Annotated in this window: 8 protein-coding genes; 4 read left to right on the top strand and 4 right to left on the bottom strand. The window is 55.5% G+C overall.

Translation table 11 applies throughout. The annotated features are described in order from the left end of the window. The first annotated feature begins 17 nt into the window (after window positions 1–17). Window positions 18–4,772, top strand: coding sequence for a MobF family relaxase (gene mobF / locus ACPOL_RS30735; RefSeq protein ID WP_236657600.1), 4,755 nt, complete (start codon window positions 18–20; stop codon window positions 4,770–4,772). A 337-nt stretch (window positions 4,773–5,109) separates the two neighbouring features. Here mobF and ACPOL_RS30745 read toward each other — a convergent pair whose 3' ends face one another. From ACPOL_RS30745 to ACPOL_RS30755, 3 genes are all read right to left on the bottom strand, one after another. Beyond that, on the bottom strand, window positions 5,110–5,736 hold the full coding sequence (locus ACPOL_RS30745; RefSeq protein WP_150133203.1) for a LolA family protein: 627 nt from the start codon (window positions 5,734–5,736) through the stop codon (window positions 5,110–5,112). Window positions 5,737–5,900: 164 nt separating this feature from the next. Continuing rightward, window positions 5,901–10,481: a hypothetical protein gene (locus tag ACPOL_RS30750; protein WP_150133204.1), complete on the bottom strand. Its 4,581-nt coding sequence runs from the start codon at window positions 10,479–10,481 to the stop codon at window positions 5,901–5,903. A gap of 201 nt (window positions 10,482–10,682) precedes the next feature. Next, window positions 10,683–13,709 carry a TonB-dependent receptor gene (locus tag ACPOL_RS30755; RefSeq protein WP_114211199.1) on the bottom strand — a complete coding sequence of 1,009 codons (3,027 nt, stop codon included), beginning with the start codon at window positions 13,707–13,709 and terminating at the stop codon, window positions 10,683–10,685. A gap of 287 nt (window positions 13,710–13,996) precedes the next feature. Here ACPOL_RS30755 and ACPOL_RS30760 point away from each other — a divergent pair, with 287 nt between their 5' ends. Beyond that, window positions 13,997–14,347: a helix-turn-helix domain-containing protein gene (locus ACPOL_RS30760; RefSeq protein ID WP_236657601.1), complete on the top strand. Its 351-nt coding sequence runs from the start codon at window positions 13,997–13,999 to the stop codon at window positions 14,345–14,347. Window positions 14,348–14,355: 8 nt separating this feature from the next. Here the strand turns inward: ACPOL_RS30760 and ACPOL_RS30765 are convergent, their stop codons facing one another. Beyond that, the gene (locus ACPOL_RS30765; RefSeq protein ID WP_150133205.1) at window positions 14,356–14,571 is read right to left on the bottom strand and encodes a hypothetical protein; all 216 of its coding nucleotides are present in this window, start codon (window positions 14,569–14,571) and stop codon (window positions 14,356–14,358) included. 151 nt (window positions 14,572–14,722) lie between these two features. Here ACPOL_RS30765 and ACPOL_RS34390 point away from each other — a divergent pair, with 151 nt between their 5' ends. Continuing rightward, on the top strand, window positions 14,723–18,181 hold the full coding sequence (locus tag ACPOL_RS34390; RefSeq protein WP_201759353.1) for an NACHT domain-containing protein: 3,459 nt from the start codon (window positions 14,723–14,725) through the stop codon (window positions 18,179–18,181). 166 nt (window positions 18,182–18,347) lie between these two features. Further along, window positions 18,348–19,442, top strand: coding sequence for a Swt1 family HEPN domain-containing protein (locus ACPOL_RS30775; RefSeq protein WP_114211201.1), 1,095 nt, complete (start codon window positions 18,348–18,350; stop codon window positions 19,440–19,442). Window positions 19,443–19,849 lie beyond the last annotated feature (407 nt).

A 19,849-nucleotide genomic window follows, 5' to 3' on the forward strand; every position in this document is an offset into this window, starting at 1 on the left:
CAAAGCGAGAAGCCAGAATGCTCAATATCTCCAAGGCGCTGAGTTCGAGCCAGGCGCAGACGTATCACAAGCTGGAATTTACCTCGGAAGCGGCGAACTACTACAAGCAGGACGGTGCGGTCGCAGGCGAGTGGCAGGGACAGCTTGCGGCCAAGATGGGACTGAGCGGAACCGTTACCCCTGAGGAGTTCGCCCGCCTCACTGAAGGCCTCCATCCCCAGACTGGCGAGCAGATGGTCAAGCATCGCGAGGCCCAGGAGTACACCAACGCGGACGGCTCGACCACCAAAGCGGTCGAGCACCGCGCCGGGTGGGACGCTACCTTTTCCGCACCGAAATCGGTTTCCTTGACCGCTCTCGTAGGCGGCGACGAGCGGGTCAGGGAGGCCCACCGGGAGGCGGTCACCGCCGCGCTTACCGAGCTTGAACGGTACACACAGGCGCGGATCGGCGGCAACAACCCCGCCGAAACGACCAGCCAATTTATTGCCGCAAAGTTCGAGCATGACACCGCCCGACCCGTCGATGGCTATGCCGCACCCCAGCTCCACACCCACGCCGTCATCTTCAATGTGACGGAGCGAGCGGACGGCTTCGAAGGCGGGAAACAGACCCGCGCTCTCCAGGAGCGCGCCTTCTTCGACTCGCAGAACTTCGCGACCGCCGTCTACCAGTCCGCGCTCACCTATCGGCTCCGCAATCTCGGATATGAGATCGAGCCGGGGAAGAGCGGAGCGCCCGAGATCAAGGGCTACTCACAGGAGTATCTGGACGCCTCAAGTCCGCGCTCCCAACAAATCAAAGATCACCTCGAACGGACAGGCCAGAGCGGCGCGGAGGCGGCCCAGATCGCCGCCCACGCGACCCGCGACAGCAAGCAAATTCTTACGCCTGAACAGGTGCTTGCCGCCCATCGCGAGATCGCCGAGTCCTTCGGCAATGAAGCCGCCACAGTTGTGGCCGAGGCGCGAGAACGCGCCCAGAAGCGCATCCAGAATCCCGTAGCCCAGACAGACGAAACCGCCAGGGAATCCATCCGGGCAAAAGAGGCGGTCACCTACGCGCGGAGCAGCAACTTCGAGCGCGAGGCGGTCGTTGACGAGCGGGCACTGATGCGGGACGCGCTGCGTCACGGCATGGGCGAAACCACCTACCCACAGATTCGGGCCGAGTTCGAGAGCCGCCGGAGCCGAGGTGATTTTGTCCGCATCGAGGGTGAGAAATACGATTCAGGACGGAAGTTCACCACCCCGGAGACCATCGCCAGTGAACGCGCGAACGTGGCCCATGTCATGCGCGGCCAGCAGCTCGTCGATCCTCTGATGGATGAAGAACACGCCGCCGCACATGCCTCCCGCAAGACCTTCCTCAATACCTCACAGCGGGCCGCGATTCAGGAGGTGCTCACCTCTCCCGACCGCATCCACGGCCTGCAGGGGCTCGCCGGAACGGGCAAAACCACCGTGCTTTCAAGCATTCGCGAGGGCGCCGAAAGCGCAGGATACTCAGTTGTTGGCTTCGCTCCCACGTCAAGGGCGGCCGCCCAGCTCCGCGAGGCCGGCATCGCCGCGACGACCCTCCAAAGCTTTCTCGCCCGAGGCAATCAGGGCCAGCCGGCGGGTGATCCTGCCAGCCAACATCTCTATCTACTCGACGAATCGAGTCTTGCCAGCACCAAACAGATGCGCGCCTTTCTCGACAAGATCCACCCGCAGGACCGCATCCTCGTCATCGGCGACACCCGCCAGCATCAAGGCGTCGACGCCGGGCGGCCTTTCGAGCAGATGCAGGACGCCGGAATGCGGACCTCCCGGCTCGATCAAATCATGCGCCAGAAAGACCCTGAGCTTCTCAAAGCTGTCGAGCTTCTCGCGACCGAAAAGACCGTCGAAGGCGTACGCCTTCTCGGAGAACAAGGCCGCGTCACCGAAGTCAAAGACGGCAACGAACGCGTCCGCGCGATTGCGCAAGACTACGTGGCGAATCCCGAAAACACCATCGTCGTCTCCCCCGACAACCGCAGCCGTCAGGCGATCAACCAGGCGATCCGGACCGAGTTACAGTCGGCCGGCTCCCTCGCCACCGACGACCGCGAATTCCGCATCCTCGCCCACCGCTCCGATATGACCGGAGCCGATCGTGAGTGGGCGGCCCGATACCAACCCGGCGACATTCTCAAATACACGAGCGGCAGCAAGCTCTATGACATCGACCGGGAAACAACAGCCAGGGTCGTTTCCGTCCAGGCCCGCGACAACACTCTGACGGTTGAGCGCGAGGATGGGCAAGCCGTCACCTACGATCCCAAGCGGCTGAGAGGCGCGAACGTTTACCGGGAAATCACGCGGGAATTCGCCACCGGCGACCGTGTTCAGTTCACCGCGGCCGACAAAACGCTTGCCGTGAACAACCGCGACCTTGGCACCATTGTCAGGCTCGACGACGCCGGGATCGCCGTTCGGATCGACGGCAAGGAGGAGCGTGTCGTCTCCTTCGATCCCGCCAAGATGCGGCACTTCGATCATGGCTATGCCGTGACTTCCCATAGTTCCCAGGGACTCACCGAGGGCCGCGTCATCGCGAACATCGACACGAACTCTTCCCGTTCGCTCATCAATACTCGGCTCGCCTATGTCGCGATCTCGCGCGCTTCGGACGACGCCCGCATTTATACCAACGACCGAGAAACGCTGGGGACGCGCCTGGCGACTGAAACCAGCAAGACCGCCGCAGTCGATTTCCGCCAAAACACGGCCGAGGCGAAACAGGCCGCTTGGCCGGCCGCTACCAACCAGTATGCCGATCCCAACCATCGCATCGCGGCGGTCGCCCTCGCCTACGCCGAGCGGCCCGACAGTACCGTCGTGGTCGCCCCAGACCGTGTCGAACGTCGAGAACTGAACCAGCTCATCCGCTCTGACCTCCAATCCCAGGGGCGCGTCGCGCCCGACAGCGTCGCTCTCATCGTCCATGCCGAGAAAACCCTGAGCGATCCTAGAATCGCCGCTCAGTACGCGCCCGGCGATGTCATCCAGTACCGGCAAGCGAGTCCGACCATCGACGGAATACCGCACAACAGCATCGCGGCGGTGTTATCGGTGGACGCCAGAAACAACACCCTGACTGTTCAAACTCCAGGCGGAGATGTGGCCACCTACGATCCGCACCTTTCGAGAACGATGACCGCCGAGAGTACCGTCTTTCGTCAGGAGCAGCGCGAAATCGCCAAAGGCGACCGCGTCCAGTTCACCCGCACGGATGCCGACCTCGGCATCCGCAGAGGCGAACTGGGGACGGTTACGGCGATCGACCCGAGCAATCTCGAAGTACGGCTCGACAAAGGTTCGCTCGTCAAGCTCACCGCCGACCAGGCCCGCCACATCGAACATGGCTACGCAATCGAGAGCGTTAAGGCCGGAGCTCCGGAGCGAGTACTCTTCACCCACGACACCGCGTCGGTCGACCGGGAGATCGCCGTGCTCTCCCGAAAAGGCCGCGAAGTCAATCTCTACATCTCCGATAGCCCAGCGGCCAGGAACCAGGAAACCCCAGTCCGGGATTCACCAAGACACCCCCCGCCCGCACCGGCTGAGACGCCCAGCCAAGCAGTCCCAAATCAAAAATTCCAAAGCACCGCCGTCTCTCTAGAACTCCAGCAATTCGAGAAATACCACGACGCCGTGCAGGCCGAGCGTTACCGCGTCACCTCGATCAAGATGCTGCCCGACGGCCAGAACAAGATTTTCATCCTCGATAAGGACAAGCAGACCGGGGTGACCAGAGGCTTCACGCCCGAGGAGATCGCCCAGCGCATCCCGGAGATGCAACGCCTTCAGCGTCGGGGCGAGAATATCTATTACACGCCCCTTTCAGACAACAAGCACCACATCCTGATCGACGACGTTAACCGACCTAAATTCGCGAAGCTGATCGCGGACGGCTACAGGCCCGCCGCCCTGATCGAGAGCAGTCCCGGCAATTATCAGGCCATCCTTACCCTGCCCAAGCTGGGAACGGCCTTCGACCGCGAGGTCGCGAACCGCCTGACCGTCGAGCTCAATCGGGAGTACGGAGACCCGAAGCTCTCCGGCGCCATCCATCCGCACCGTGCCCCCGGCTTTGAGAACCGAAAACCCAAGCATATGCGGGAGGACGGCAGTTATCCGGAGGTTCGTCTGCTCAAGGCCGAACGCCGCGAAGACGGCAAGGCGCTCGAAATGACCCGCGCGATCGACGTCGACTATACCCAGCGGGCCGAAAAGCACACCCGAGAAGCAGGCCTGCGTCACGCCGCCGTCTCCTCAGGGCAAGCCAAGGACCTCTCCCAGGTTTACGACGTGCATCGCAACGACATTCTGGCCCGTCAGAAAGGCGACATCGACTACTCCCGGCTCGACAGTATGATCGCGCTCCGCATGAGGGCCACCCACCACGACCGGAGCGCTATCGAGGCGGCCATCCTTGACGGCGCTCCGCGTAGCCGCCCCGCCGACGCCAACCACAATCATCAATGGGAGTATTACGCCCAGCGGACGGCCGACAGCGCCTACACACCGCAGGCGGACAAACAACTGGAATCTCTTGCCAAGTACGCGAAACACTGGGCGCGGCTCGAAGCGCGCGGGTCGCAGGACGACAATAGCCAGCGCAACCAACCGCCCCAGTTCGAGCCGGCAGCTCTGTCTCCCGCCCCTTCCGCGACGACCGGCAACAGCGACGCCGCGCTCATGCCGCCCGAGCGCGTCTCCCACCGGCCGAGGATTCGCCACTAACCAACGCCAGGTCACTGCGACGAGTGAACAATAGCGGCGACATCAGCTGGCACAAGAACAGAGTCTTCATCAGCGAAGTATTCCCTTCGAAGAGTTGGGCGTCGAGTTGATCACACCGGGGTTCTACATGGTCTTCTTTCGTGGAAATCGGAGAATTCAGCTCTGAAGAGCTGCGCTTCAGAGCAGCGCGAAGAGTGCTCTGAGCCTGTCGATGAGTGCAAGAAGGCCGCCTGATCACGGCGACCTCACAGAGCCTTGAAGAAGAATGGGGTTGCCGGATTGATCTGGCAATTCCTTGTCCATATTTCCGGCCAGGCCTTTTCAAACGGGAACGCTTTTACTTCCCCCCGGATGGCTGTGGCATGTTGAATAATCCGGCATCAATCGCTGGATTCAGTTCGACTTGCTGAATTTGCATCTCGAATACGGACTGGCCTGCAACCCTCACATCCAGCGAATAGGGCAGCGTAACACCGTTTAGTTTTCGATACTTGGTGGGATAGCTCTCGATAAGCTGCACAGCTCCCGCTTGCTGGATTTGAGTCGACGTTTTCGCGATCATAAAGGTGTTTTGATCGATATAGTAGTCAAAAGCATTGCCGTCGGACCATTTAGCTCTTAAATGATAAACCTTGCTGCCGTTTACTTCATCATTGCCTATCATTTGTATCGTTTGGCCAGCAACCATTGCACGCAGATATCCGAGGGTAGAATCCATTTGGGGGGAAGACAGACTGCTAGCCGTAGATTGCTCCAAGACTAAGGGCGCGGCACCCCCCGTTTGAGGGTCTACGGCCCAAGCAGTAGTTCCATCAAAGCCGGAGACAACTTTCCCCGTCGTCGAAGTAGTCACTGTGTGCATGAGATTTGGTCGCTTCATCGTGATGACTACAGACCTCTCAGCCGTATCGGAGCCAAACGTGGCACTTGCCGTCAATCGGATTTCTTCGATTTGCTTGAGCACGTCCTGTCCTCCGACGGCCGCTTCATTCCCAGCTATTACCTGATCGACTGTCGGACTTTGGGACGAAGCTATCGACGTACAGCAACCCACGAGCAACAATACCCAAATCGTCTTAATTGCAAGGTTGGTGAATATAGAAAGGTGATGTCGCGTCATCGAATACCTCATTGAGAAACTCTCGAAATGTTGGAAGATCCCCTCGCGTGAATCTCAAAAAACGTAGTCCTGTCCCTGTCGCGGAATACCGGACCCGTGACACGCAGCGTATCCCCAATTTTCCAACTTTCGTGGCTGCTATCGAAGCGCTCATCGCCCTCATGAAGGTACTCAATCCGGACATATCGAGGGCCATGTATTCCGGTTACGTCACCTGGGACAATAGTCCTTCCACCCACGTCCACGCTATTCACCTCCAAATCGAGGCTCACATAGACGTCGTGACCAGGACTCGGGTTGTTGCGAAGTACTCCTGTGACTGTCACGTTCCCGAGATCCGGGATCGAATCCCACCCGGAATACCCACGCATTTTGGCAAAGGGAGTCGTCAGGAATACGTCCCACCCGCACTCCTTCTCCCCCCCGGATGACACACAACCGGGGGTATTGATGTTTGTTCTCATTCCCTGTACGAAATACTCACCTCCGCTCATTCCACGTACGGGATTTTCCCACTCAGAGTGCCCCTGCCTTAACCGGCCATAGCCGTTGTTGAAGGTCACGTAGTCTCGTCCATTGACAACGAGGGTTACGCTGTCAGGTTTCCATTGCCCAGGCAGCGGAATGTCGATCCCAGGGACGATGTTATCGATTAAAGTTTTAAGGTCAGAGATCGCGCTATCTAGACCGTCTGCCAATTTATTTAGCGCGTCATATTCAAGTTGATCTGCGGTCAACAATGTTTGTTTCGTTACTTGAAGTTGCGCATCTGTCGCTTCGGCGGCCACTGCTGCCTGAACCTTTATCGCGAATGCAGCGGCATCAGCAGTAGCGTTATTAAAATCTTTCTCAAGCTGTGTAACCTTATCATTTAGTTGTTGGATGAGAGGGTTTACAGCGCACACAAGTTTGTTCGTTATCAAGCAAGCAGGACCAAAAGCCATGCAAAGACCAATTTGCACCTTTTCGTTATGGCAAACCTGGCCTGGCAATGTAAGAAGTTGGTGTCGAATATCAACGATCTGGTTTTGGATATCTGTGACTTTGTGAGTGAGGTTTGCCCCTTGATCAATTATTGCCTGCGCTTGCTTAATGGCGTCTTGAAGTTTACCGATTTCATTGGCAATGAAGTCGATTGCCCGTTTCTGCAGTTGAAGTTGCTGGCGATCAAGTTGGATCTGGGCTGACATTGTGTTAAGTGCATCCGAAGGCTTTGTGGGCAACGTTTGTCCGAGGTCCACCGTTGAGTCTGGTCCGTTAGCAACGCCACAAATTTTGGGGAGCCAGATGCCTTTTTTCTCCAATCTCACTTTGACTATATCTCCAACATAGAGCGGAACCGGGCTTGGGACGAGAGCCGAGCAGTCTCCTCCGTCTACTGTCTTTGGGTCGTCGATAGTTACAGTCGTCGTAGCTCCTCTGCTGAAATCCCCTTTTCCGCTGATCAGCCACGCCTTAGGGCCAATGTCTAGCCAAATATCATCCGGCTTACCCAACAAAGGATCGTTATCGCTCGCCAAAAGATCGTTACTAGTCGTGATCCGAGCAGCAAGGGTGGTAACAACCTCGCATGGCGATATCAGCTTATCCGCATCCGTGGGGGGGAGATGAGCTAGGCACCCTTTCGTGAATGGTATTCCCTCGATGGTAGTATCTGCCCCGAGAGTGCCGGACACCACACTAGCGCGCTCCACATTTAATTCGGCTCCAGTGCCTCCCGCCAGAGGCAGGCCGAAAACTGTCGTATCGCGGGCGAGCGTGGCATAATTTACGTGGCCAGTTCCGTCGAATGTCGCAGGTGAGTTGACCGCGATAGGGATGTTACTTACTAACATAATGCGGTTCGGCGCGACGATTTCCTGTACTTTGCCAGTGGGCCGTCGCGATAAGACCTTATACTCATCTGCCGGTAGCTCGGACAACATATTATAAGAGCCAAACTGTTCTCCTTTCACGCTGAGTGAATTCCAAAGTAAAGGACTGGCTGTACTAGCTGAAATATTTGCGCTTAGTTCGCCGTTTCGAAGAGTGACCTTCGGAGTGGCCCGATACTTCATCAGCGAAAAATGCACGGAAAGGCGTCCGTCGCCAACGGGGAACGCGCCCTTATCGACAAAGTTCAGAGGGCTTTTAGAGTTAGAGTCGTATGTCGATGGTGCGATCAGACTCAGCAATCGTCCGTTCGTTGCACCTAGTATCTTGCCGGGGCTCAAAGCGAGATGAAGCGTAGGTAGCGGGCCGGATATACCTCCGTCGCTCTCTAGTTGCAAGTGCTCAGAGACAATACGTGAGCTGGGACCGACCGGGAGACTGGTGTCGGCATCGAGCCCGACCTGTCCGCCAGAAACATTCGCGGATAACGCTAGAGTACCGGAGACGTTTCCGGTGACGGATCTGGTGAGCAGTCCGTCCAAATGCCCATCTGCGAGAGTGACCGAGGATGTTGGCGCGAAAATTGCTTGACCGGAATTGAAATCGGCGCTGAGATGGAGCCCCCCGACGATTCCGGCATCCGAGAAATCAGCGGTCTTATCTGAGGTCGGGTTTTCTATCATAGCTCCGATCTTAGGAGCGATTGTCAGCGATGGCGAAACGACTGTGCTCTTAGAAGTGTCGATATTTAAGGACAATGCAGAAAGCGGTCCGATGAGCCCAGAGCTCGATGAAATGTTCAATGCGTCAAATGTTAGGCTCCCGTGAGAGGTAGCCACGAGCGTTGATCCATAGAACGGTATTGACCCCGCCCCGGTATCAAGTTGCCCACTCACAGTTCCAGTGAAGTGCGAATTCCCATTGGTGGTTATCGCAAGATGCGCGTGGCCTGACGTGATGGGTAATTGTCCGTTCGTGCCAAAATCGAGCTTGCCGGTGATCATGGGTGCATCGACGGTGAAATCGCCGTGTGGGCCAGGCTGATTGGTAATAAAAGCAAATTGATTGGGAGTGCGGATGTGAAGAGCTGTACCCGCGCCGATTTGCAAATTGAATCGTGTCTCAACGCTAATACTGCTATTCGTCGCGATCCCAATCTCGCCGGCCGGGATTGGCCCGGTGATCTGTGGCTCGCTGGACGTGTGGATGGAGAGGCTGCCGAGAGTGGCGGTTCCTTCTCCTAGATACAGACGAGCGCCTGCACCAAAGGTCAGTAATCCTGCGGACACCGCGATATTGCCTGGAGCGAATGCGGCGTCTACGCTGGGATCGGATGAATCAACCCAAGAGGCGGAATTGAACGTAAGGATAGATTGCTGTTCTGTGAAGGTCCAAAAATCTGTAGTATCCATCGCAAGTGTTGCTTGGGTATTCAAGAGTGACGACTGGGCTATGCCGAGTACTAGTAGGCCGTAACCCGCGTTTGTTATTCCAAATTGCAGGTCGTTCGCCTTTATCGCCCCTCCTCCGCCTGCCGCCACAATGCTACTTCGGTTCCCGTCAAATCCGAGCGCAATCTTAGACCCGGGTGTGAGAGTCGCATTCAAGGTGCCGGCATGCAATAAAACATGCGAAGTCTTCCCAAGACTTGACTGGCCAAATTCCAAAGTGGAGACTTGAAGGTCCTTGCCCGAACTGATTTTCAGCTCCGTTCCGCCTCCGGCCAGACATCCCCCACCGAGATCAGCGGCGAAACTTCCAATCGACGCTTCCAGATAACCGGATTTACCCACATAGGACAAGGAAGTCCAGGTTATCGGGACACTGCTCGAAAATGTCAGGTCGGGATCGCAACGTCCGATCTTTCTCGCGCCTATAGGTAAAGTTGTTGAAGATCCGAGGACAAACTCCAATCCGTCTCTTTGAGGTTCTTGCAATGTCGCTGAAGAAAAGATAAACGGACCTTTCGATAGACCCCTACCTAATAGCAGTACACTCAATTGGGGAGGGATCTTGATGTTCGAAAGCAAGGGGGAATAAAAGCCTATAGGCTCACCGGATTCGTGACCACGGCGATCAAAATTGGTGATTAGGCCCCCGTCAGGGGCATATAGACTCCCGACAGTTCCATCGCGCCCATAGACTATCTTCCCGATCTTCAGAAACCCAGGCGCTGGCGTGTCGACGGCAAGCTGAAGAGATATGGGGTGGTCAGAAAAGTCCAGTGCCAACTTTTTCCAACCTTCGGCTTGGAGTGAAAAATCCACTCGGACGGTTGTGTTCGGGTCGATATGCCAAACTCCTGCCTGTCCAAATTTGTCGCTTGCGGTGCGTCCATCAAATCCCTGCAATGTTAAATGTAAGTTGCCTGTTCCACTCTGTGCCGAAGTTATGAGAGCCGTGTAAATGTCGTTGGCAGTGTCACCGGATCTCAACGGGCGCCGCTGAGTCAGTGATGGGTCTTGTGGCGACGCCAAAGTTGAAAGGGCTAGGCACAATGACACGACGACCGAAACTCGGGAACAAAGTGATCGTGCGGAAGGCATACCGGAGCCTACATTTAAAAGGAAAACTTGACAAGGGAGGAATTTCTCACATAATTCCGGGTTGCGCAGCAATTCCAGACTGTTGTTAGTAAGACCTGACCAGATGGATGTGGGCGGCTGCGTGAATACCGGCGGTGCGGGCATACTATTGGGAAATCGCTTAGCAGCCATTTAGCTCTCCTAATGAGAGTGAAACTCTGTTCTAAATCCCCTGAGTACCTCAGTAGCGTACCAAGACCCAAATTACCTCTTCCTGTTACTTCGGCCCTTGGCAATTCTGACGTTCCCACCAAATGGCCCCTTGTGCGTGTGGGCAAGCTTAGCGCAAAGATGTTTCCCTGTCCATGAATGTTGCTGAGTTCGCAACACTGATCAAAAGCTAGCTCTGAGACCCAATTGGGCCGCGAACGGAATTCCCACGGTCGTGCCAGGGCCGAAGAAGTCTCCTAGTGCTCCGCCGGCCAGACGCAGCTGATTCGGATTGCTGATGGGGGCTGTCGTCGTGCAAGCTGCGTTCGTGCAGATATTCGTGACATTCCCTGATTGCGCATCCGCAGATGGGACGGAAAGCGCAGCTATGTTCGTTACATAATTTGCGCCCGGATTGTTGCGATTGAAGAGATTGAAGAACTCGATGAATGGCATTACGGACCACTTGTCGCCCAGGTGGACAGGACGTGCGACGCGCAGGTCCGTCTGGATGTATGGAGTTCCGCGGAACTGGTCCAGCACAGTAGGATCTCCGTTGATCGAGATGCGCTCCTTATTGTCCGCTGTGGTAATCGTGAAAGGGCGCGCGCTTTCTGCCTGTGATAGCCCGCTAAGCTCGATACCTCCCGGCGCATGCCACGTGCCGGCCAGCACAAAGCGCTGGCGGACGTCTTCACCCGATGGGCCATAATCGCCTGGACCAAAGGCATCGAGCGGATTGCAGACGCCGTTGACGTAATCAAAGAGCTCGCCGAGCACGCAGCCCCATGTCTGCGCTTTCGACAGGGTGTAATTCGCAATCAGAGTGAACCGGTGCGTCACGTTGCCCTGCAGGTGCAGGAGCAGGCCGTTATAGCTGGAGCGGTTGTCGGAGTGAAAGACATTGACATCCGGTACATAGGTTGCCTGATCGGGGTCTGTGACCGAAAGTTGCGGCGTAAACAGGTTCGTGCCGCCGGTGTAGCTATAAGCACGATAAGCGTGGTTGCCTTGTTCGTGGATGTAGTCAGCACTTAGCGCCCAATTCGCGCTGAACGCATGTTGACTGCCCCCAGAGAAGTGGATCGCGTACGGTGTTCGATAATTGGGAGCAATCAGATTGGCTGTTCCACCCGAGGATCCACCGGGGACACACCCGGCATTTTCCTGGCCACCAGGATTCGCAACCGGATCGAAGCAAGAACCAGCGGGCGCGCCTGCAGCCTGAAATGCCGTGGCCCAGCCATTTTGCGCCAGATCATTGAAGTACAGTCCGAACCCCGCACGGATCACGGTATTCCCGCTGCCGCTGGGGGAATACGCGATGCCGAGACGCGGTGCTATCTGCCTGCGATCGTCGTGTGGAGTTCCGCTCACGAGTGGAATGTTCAGCGCCTGGAGTGTGAGGTACCCAGGGTTTTTCAACTGGCTTCGGCCCGATCCTGAAAAGAGACCGTAGGTGGTGGAGTATCGCAGCCCATAGTTGAAGGTGAGTTTCTGCGTTACACGCAAGGAATCCTGTGCATAGAACGCCAGGCGCTGTATGTTCTGCGAGAAGCTGCCGCCCAGGTTTGACGTGGAGGCTCCGGCAATCTGGTCGGCCGTGAATTGCACCGGATTGTTGAGGTAATAGGTCGGATTCTGCCGGAACTGGTAGAGCGTCTCCGTGTTCCCCGGAAAGGAGCCGCCGAGTACCGGCTCATGAATGAAGTTGATGCCAAAGTTCACCGCGTGGCGGCCACGCGCATTGCTGAGATCGCACCGGAACTGATACTTCTCCTGGTTGCGCTCCGAGGGAAAGAAGGTGATCGGTGTCGCGAATTGATTGTCGCCGAAGGTTTCAAAGCCCGACACAGTCAAGGATGTGGAACTGAAGGGAAAGGCCAGCGCGTAGCCCAGATCGGAATTGCGCGATTGCGTCAGGTGCAATCCGCTGGCGTTGAAGACGAATTTCCCCAGCAGCGTCGGGGTAAAGACGAATTGATTGCTGACCACCATGCTCAAGTAGTTGTTGTGCGTAAGCAATCCCGTTGAGGGCAATGTGCCCTGCTGCACGAGGGAATTGTGTGTTGTGTAGTCGTCGATCGAACTCCGCATATACCATTGGGACTTCGCCGACTGAGCCCAATCGAGGCGCAGTGAGCCGAAATAATCGCGGAACGGAATGGGGGCATTCGGCGGCACAGCAATCGAAGTCACTCCGGGAATCAGTCCTTCCGACGCCAGCGTCGACAGCGCATCAAATTGCGTAGTACTTGCTGGGCTATAGGAAATACTGGCGTTCTCCTGCACATTTTCAAAAGCGACAAAGAACCAAAGCTTGTCTTTCCTGATTGGGGCGCCGAGAGTTCCAACGTAGTTTTGCCGCGAAAACGGCTGCTTGGGGTTCGGAGCGGGATTCTCGATCGGATAACGGGCGTTGAGAGCAGCGGCCCTTTCATAAAATGCGGTATCTCCGTGCCAATCATTTGTGCCGCTCTTCGTCGTGATGATCACTGAGCCGACGGTGGTACCTCCTGTATCCGCATCTTCCTGGGCGGTCCGAATGGCAAACTCCTGGATAGTATCCGGTGAGAAGTTCTGCAGGAAGCCGCCGATATAGTCATCTGAATTATCGCCGCCATCGACGGAGAGCTCGTTGTTCAGGCCTGAGCTTCCGCCGGTCGAAACAGCGGTGATACGAGCCTTGGTTGGGTCGGAGGGTTCGACAGGTTCGGTTCCGGGAGCAAGATAGGCGATGTTGGCAAAGTTGCGCGCGGGGAGTGGTAGTCCTTCGAGATCCTGGCTGGTAACGATACCTTGGTGAACGCTGCTGGCAAGGTCGATAGGCTGCTCCGTAATCGAAGAGCCCCGGGCCTGCACTCCTACGGTCTGACGCACCGAAGGTGAACTCAGCGTAACCGTGATATCCCGGATCGCGCTGACTGCAACCGACACATCCGCAGTAGCATCTGCAAACCCGCGAGCTGAAACGCTCACACGGTATGAGCCCGGCGTGAGGTCTTCCACTCGAAATTCTCCACGATGATCTGAGGAGACCTGCCGAGCTGACGGAGACGCCAGCATCTTAACTTCGATGTCTGCAGCGACGACTCGGGCTCCCGTTGAGTCCTGAACCAGCCCGCGCAATGATCCACTGGAGTTCTGTGCATTTAAAGCGATAGCGAAGAACACCATGGCTAGAAAGGCGGAAAGCTTACTTCGCATCATGCGCCTCCTTTTATCCGGATATATCGCGGAAGTGTAGACCTATATCGACTACAGAGCCAGCCGCTGGAGCGCGTTGCGGAGGCACTCTTGACGGCCAGCTACGTGAGACTCACCAGTACGGAAAGTCTTCAACAGCGTACAGGCGTTGCAGGGATTTCCCCCGCCCCCTATGTCTTTGCGGTTGCTTTCGGCTTTCGCGGTTGGATCTTTTAGCGCGTTAACGCCATCGCTAAAGGAAACATCTGGCTCCGGGGCTGCTCTGGCAAGGTCTGCCAAGGTAGCAAGTGATGTTCATGGAGCTCATTGTCAGCCAACATCTCTATCCGTATTTATCAAATGCGAATGAAAAAGCTCTCTACGCGCGTGCTGTAGACGGAAACGCTGGCTATTCCGACACCGTATATAGTGCCTTCCTCTCCTATGCTGAAAGCCCTCGGTCAGAGAATCCGCGAGCTGCGCCGGAACGCGGCCATTCGCAGGAAGCTTTTGCCGACGTGTCCGGCTTTCATCGCACCTTTATGGGCACAGTCGAACGCGGCGAAAGCAATGTTAGCTTCACGAACATGGCTAAGATCGCCGCTGCCCTGAAAGTGCCCCTACAGAGTTGGTTGCCAGCATCGATGTCGAGCCATGGATAATTCTTTTCCTACTGGCCGCCCGGATAGCGTCGCAAAACGCCGGTGAGCAGGGAACGCGCCAGGCTGATGCTGTCGAAGATGGCGGAGGTTACGCGGGGCGACGGCCGGCTGATGTCCTCGCGCGCCAAACGCACGGCCGCAATGATCGCGGCGGCAATGACGAGCGTGGAAACGAAGCGTGAGCCATCCCTCTGATCCGCTTCGCCGCTCTCCCGCCTTTTCATCTCACCCATAGTTTCCATGATAGGCGAAGAAATGGTGAATATCGGAGCGAGCTTGTTATTCGTGTAGGCACGGCCAGAGTGACAACCCGAAGTCGTGGACGGTAGAAAAAATTTGATGTAAAGACAGATTTAAAGCAAAAGGCCGCGCATCATGTGCGCGGCCTTTATCCGATGTCCGGGCAGGGAATTACGCAGCGTCGGCTTCGTCGGTCTGCTTCTTTACCGTACTTTGCTGGATGCCTACATCTGTGGGAGATTGATGACAGTGCCAAATCCTGCCACATACGTGCAACCGATCCACTTCGAGGATTTTAGCGGCCCACAGTTCGAGCGCTTGGTTTTTGCTTATCACGTTCGTGCACAGAGATGGGCGTCGTTGGAGTGGTACGGCGAAGCAGGTAGCGATCTAGGACGTGATATTTGGGGTGTCACCGAGGACGGCGAAACCGTCTGCATCCAGTGTGTTAATAGGGCAAGTTTGACGTCCGCTAAGATAAGCGACGACCTCTCGAAGGTCTTGCGCGCACCGAATGGTGTTCCTAAGAGGTTTCGTATCGTCGCTCGCGAGACCGTATCCGCCCTGAAGCGGGACAAGATCAAGGCGTACGTACACGCATCCGGGGTCATGCATTGCGACATCTGGTCAGGCAGCGAGTTCGAAGAGTTCCTGCGGTATCGGGCGGAATCTCTACTTAAGCGATTCATGAATGGCGAGCCATTCCCCGATTCAGAACCTGAGCTGGCGGCATTTGCCCTAGATAGCGGGCCACGCGATCTAAACGAAATAACGAGCCTAACGACGGACGCAGCATTCTGTATCGTCGAGGCTTACAAAGCCAACATTCAAGGTTTTACTGGAGGAAAATTACCGCCCCTGAAGGATGATCCTGAATCGTCCGATCGAGGTCGAGCGCTCATCGATCTTCTCCTTTTGCCCGCGAATAGATTCTTAATTGGCCCAAGCGGGACTACCAAAACCTTTCACCTCCGTCACCTCGCGGTCGCATTGATTAACGGCAACCGGGAAATTCCCATCTTCATTGATGCTAAAGGCTATCCAGGAAATGACTTTTGGTCCCACTTACGCAGATGTGCCGCCCCCTTGCTTCGCGATGACCTTAACGTCCTCCTTAAGGCTATAGCCGTATGTGGGCTGCGCCCAGTTTTACTACTGGATGCCGTAAACGAGTGCCCCTCCGGGCATTTGGATAGCCTGCTTAGCGGTGCCCAGGAATTCGTGCTGCAATGTAATGCCAGACTGGTTGGAACTAGCCAGACGGTTCCAAATCTTGTGGGAAAACTCCGCTCCGACATCGTCGAAATGTCGTTGCCTAGAGATCGTGAAAAAGAGGCAATCTATGCCTACCATGCGGGCCTGGCGATAGGTGACGATGTTAGTTATTTAAGTGCGCCCTTCACCAACGCCTACGACTTGAAGATCGCGGGCTTGTGTCACTCCAGCCAATCAACAACGCCGACGCGGGCGGATCTTTATGACCGTTATATTCGTCGCTCAATACCGGACAACACAGCAGTAATCTCAGCTCTTTTACGGAACATAGCCGGTGAAATGTCGGCGTCTCTGTCGTTGGTAATGCGGCGCAATCAATTCTCAAGAAAAGCCGAACAGTTCCTCCTGGATCAGCAGATCGGGCTCTCAGCACTTGATGATCTTACAAGGTGCCGACTATTGAATGTTTCTGAGGATTTGGTGTCATTTGAGCACGAATTGCTTTTTGACTATTTTCGGGCGGAACACCTCCTGCGTCACTTTCCAACACCATCTGTCCTCTGCAAGGAATTGCAACGCCCACGAAATCAAGGGCTGTTCGAATTGATCCTTCCCCGATTCTCTGAGTGGGGTGATGTAGAGCAGATCCTTCTTTCTACCTCGTCTGTCGACTCACTTCGTCGAGTGATGGAGGGCAGGTGCGGGGCGAGTGCGCAGCGGGTGCTGGAAAGGCAGTGTAGTGTCTTGCTCGTCGCCGCTCAACAAGACCTGACCAACATCACCGTGAAGTGTGAAAGCGTCATACTGGAAGATGGCAAGCGGCGCTTTGTGCAGGTGCAAATCGAGGGTAACCGCGAATGGAACCGTTATGAGCGTCATCTCTGCGCGGTGATAGCACATAACTTTGCTCGGCCTGAAATAAGGCTCCGCTTCCTGTCACTCTTCGATGCGACCGAGCGCACGTTAAAGGAGGGAGCATATCTCGCAGCGAGAACATCGCGTTTTAAGCCCGGACCGGTGTGGGCTAAAACTGTACGGACTTACAGCGGAATTGTGAACTGGGGAGAGATGAAACTTCCGTGCACAACAATCCTTTCGGAGATCCGAAACTCACGAACGGCTTCACTCTACCCAAGAGGTGTTCTCCCTATCGACGATGAATTGCTCAGTCGCGCACTCTCAGATGAATGTAGCCATTTTGCGCTCCATACGTTGAATAGAGGATGGCATGAGGGAGGCGGAGGGTCTGATATCGACGTTAAATTGACGCTCGCCGAACGCGGAATTGACTCCGGTATAGGCATTATTCAGCTCGATTCGATCTACCTTCTCCAATCAATCAGACCGGAAATGAAGGATGCGACGGAAGCGCAGATGCAGTGCGCACGAGGGCTCCTAGAAAGGTTCGTGCCCAACGACATCATGCTGAACAGCCTAAGATTGGAGGTACTCGCGTCATACGGAGGATTGGAACTCATAGTGTCTGTGGAAGAGGCAATTGCTGAGATGCGCGCCTTGATTTCTGCTGATCAGCCCCCCGCGCAACTTCTTGAGTGGGCTCAAATGGAACGTGCTGATGTGGGCCAGCTACGAAGGGAATGGGCCTGCGGATGTCTATCAAAAATATTCGAGGATGTGTTCCAAGGCGTTTATTGGGACGCTTACCAGGCCCTGAACGATCCAGACAAGGTCGAGATTCTTTGCTTAGCCGGAATGGCGGAGAGGACCGGATTCCTGAGTGACTGGGTTATTTCGGAACTGCACAAGTTCGAAGGAGAGGGCATCGTTACCGTATATGCCTATTGGGCTAAAGGTATTGATGCTGAAGCTCTCTCTCCTCAAGAAGCGGTCGTTACCTATATGCTGGCAATCCAAGGCTGGGCCAAGTCTCAATCGCTCCCGCCGACCTACAGAGAACCGATTTCCAGCGACGACAAGGCGTGGAATCTCGTAGGTGAGCTATTGTTCTGGCATTTCCGGCGCGGAGATGTTGAGGCTTCGACCGAACGAGCTGAAGAGATTTGGCGAAGGCTCGCCGACGACGTGCCTAATGCAGTTCCGGATGTGTTCTATCAAATAAGTGATTCCCATTGGCACGTGCGCTCCGAGCCGTTTTCCATCAGGCTCGATCTCTTGCATCCTGATAAGGCTCGTCCACTGTTAGAAAGTGCGATTCAACATCGCACATCACTGACAAGCATTTTTGAGCGCGGCGGCTTCCGGGACCAGGGCCTGATGCTTTATGTCCTCTCAACGCTAGGCAAGATAGGGAATCTGCAGACGGCTGGGATAGTGACAGGTCTTGTCGAAGATCCGGTGCTGGGCAAACATGCCATCGCGGCTATCGCTGCAATACGTTCTCGAATGGAGAGATCTTAGCCATTTGATCTGGCTGCCGCACCGTTGGCCTCCCGAAGCCCACACTGTATGCTTATATCCGCTAAGCATCTTGTCGGGAGAGCGTTGCAAGTGCGACATGTCGACTGGCGATAACCGACCAAGCGGCGCGTACATTGAATCCGGCGTGAACTGATATCCGGGGATTATGCGGGAACATACGCTAGAGTTGCCAAGGGAGGTCACGGCTGAATCCGTAATCGGATACGCACGTCTCTTTCAGCTGGAAAACTGGCTTCGTGAGCTCGTTTACCTTGAAACGAAGGCCAACTTCGGGAAAGGCTGGTGGACCGAAGCCGAGCAGGCGCTTGCGCGTAGCGACTCGTCCGGTATCCCAGCTGACAAGTCTATTGTCAGGGACAAGAAACATCGGCACATGGCAACGCCTGAGAATGATCCGTTGTGGTTCCTGTCGCTTGATTCGCTCTTGAAGATCATCTTCGATGCGCAGTTGTGGCCGCTGTTCGAGGGATATTTAACGACGAAAGATCTTCTTCAGGCTAAGTTTTCAGAGATCACCCCTATTCGCAACCGCGTTAGTCACAATCGGTCGCTGCACAAAGATGACATTGACAGGCTCCGCAGGGTGTTGCGTGATCTCGATCATGGCTTCTGGCGATTTTGCACGTCCTTCAACGATCATCACAATTTCATCGCAGACTTGAGATCCGATCCCATCTATTTACATTTTCGTGACCGCATCGGGTTTGATTACGCTGAGGTGGGGCCCAACAGATGGGCGCTCGTGGGTTCGACAGTAGGGATGACACAAAACGTCATGGTCGGATATTCGTACCGCCCCGGAGCCGACAGAACGGAATTTGCAGCCAAGGGGAGGCTCTATCACTTTAATTTCTCGCAGATTGCTCGTCGTGGACGTCCGCTCGACTATCAGAAGATTCTTGAACATTGCCAAGTCTTATTTCCGATGATCGTATACGTCATCTTAGACTCGTTTCAAAATGGTTTGCGCGTGAGCATTCCCGCCTTGTATTCGCCGCAGGAAATCATCGAGACAGCCGAGCGCTTTTACTATGCCACTGGAAATCTGTTCACCTTCTCCTACCGGGAACAGTTCGAAAAGCCTGCTGATTCAAAAGGCGGGTTCCAATTTGCAGACTACGAAGCGATCAACCGGGTGTTTGAGGAGATTGCTGCGCGGTGGCCGCATTACGTAATCCCGCCCGGACATGCGCTTGAAGTCCTGGGGCCGGACACACCGTGCAGCTTTTTCGAGGCATGAATGAGGTCGCAATTGTAGGCCCAAACCCAACATTGCTGTCACGAGCCCGCAAAGTAGCCGCTATCCGGTGGCATCCTAAACAAGGATCAAAGATGGCGCGCCCGTCGACTGGTTTTGGATTAGCTTACTTTTGCTTTACTTCGATCCGAATAACAATGTCTCTATTATCAGACCAGTTCTTAAAGCGTCCACAAATTTTGTGAGTGTCTGGATAAAATTCAATCTGTTCAAAACGAGACCAACCGATAGCGCATTCTGCATATTCAACCGCGCCATCGCCACACGCAAGCATTGGGCCATTGACTGTCCCTGCGAAAGGGTGAAGGGTGACATCCTTTGGAGAAAGTGCTGCGGGCAGTCCAAGGCACATGCTGCACATTAGAGTGAACCTGAAGTGGACCACAGAC

Origin of the sequence: Acidisarcina polymorpha (assembly GCF_003330725.1) — a bacterium.
GTDB classification, from domain to species: domain Bacteria; phylum Acidobacteriota; class Terriglobia; order Terriglobales; family Acidobacteriaceae; genus Acidisarcina; species Acidisarcina polymorpha.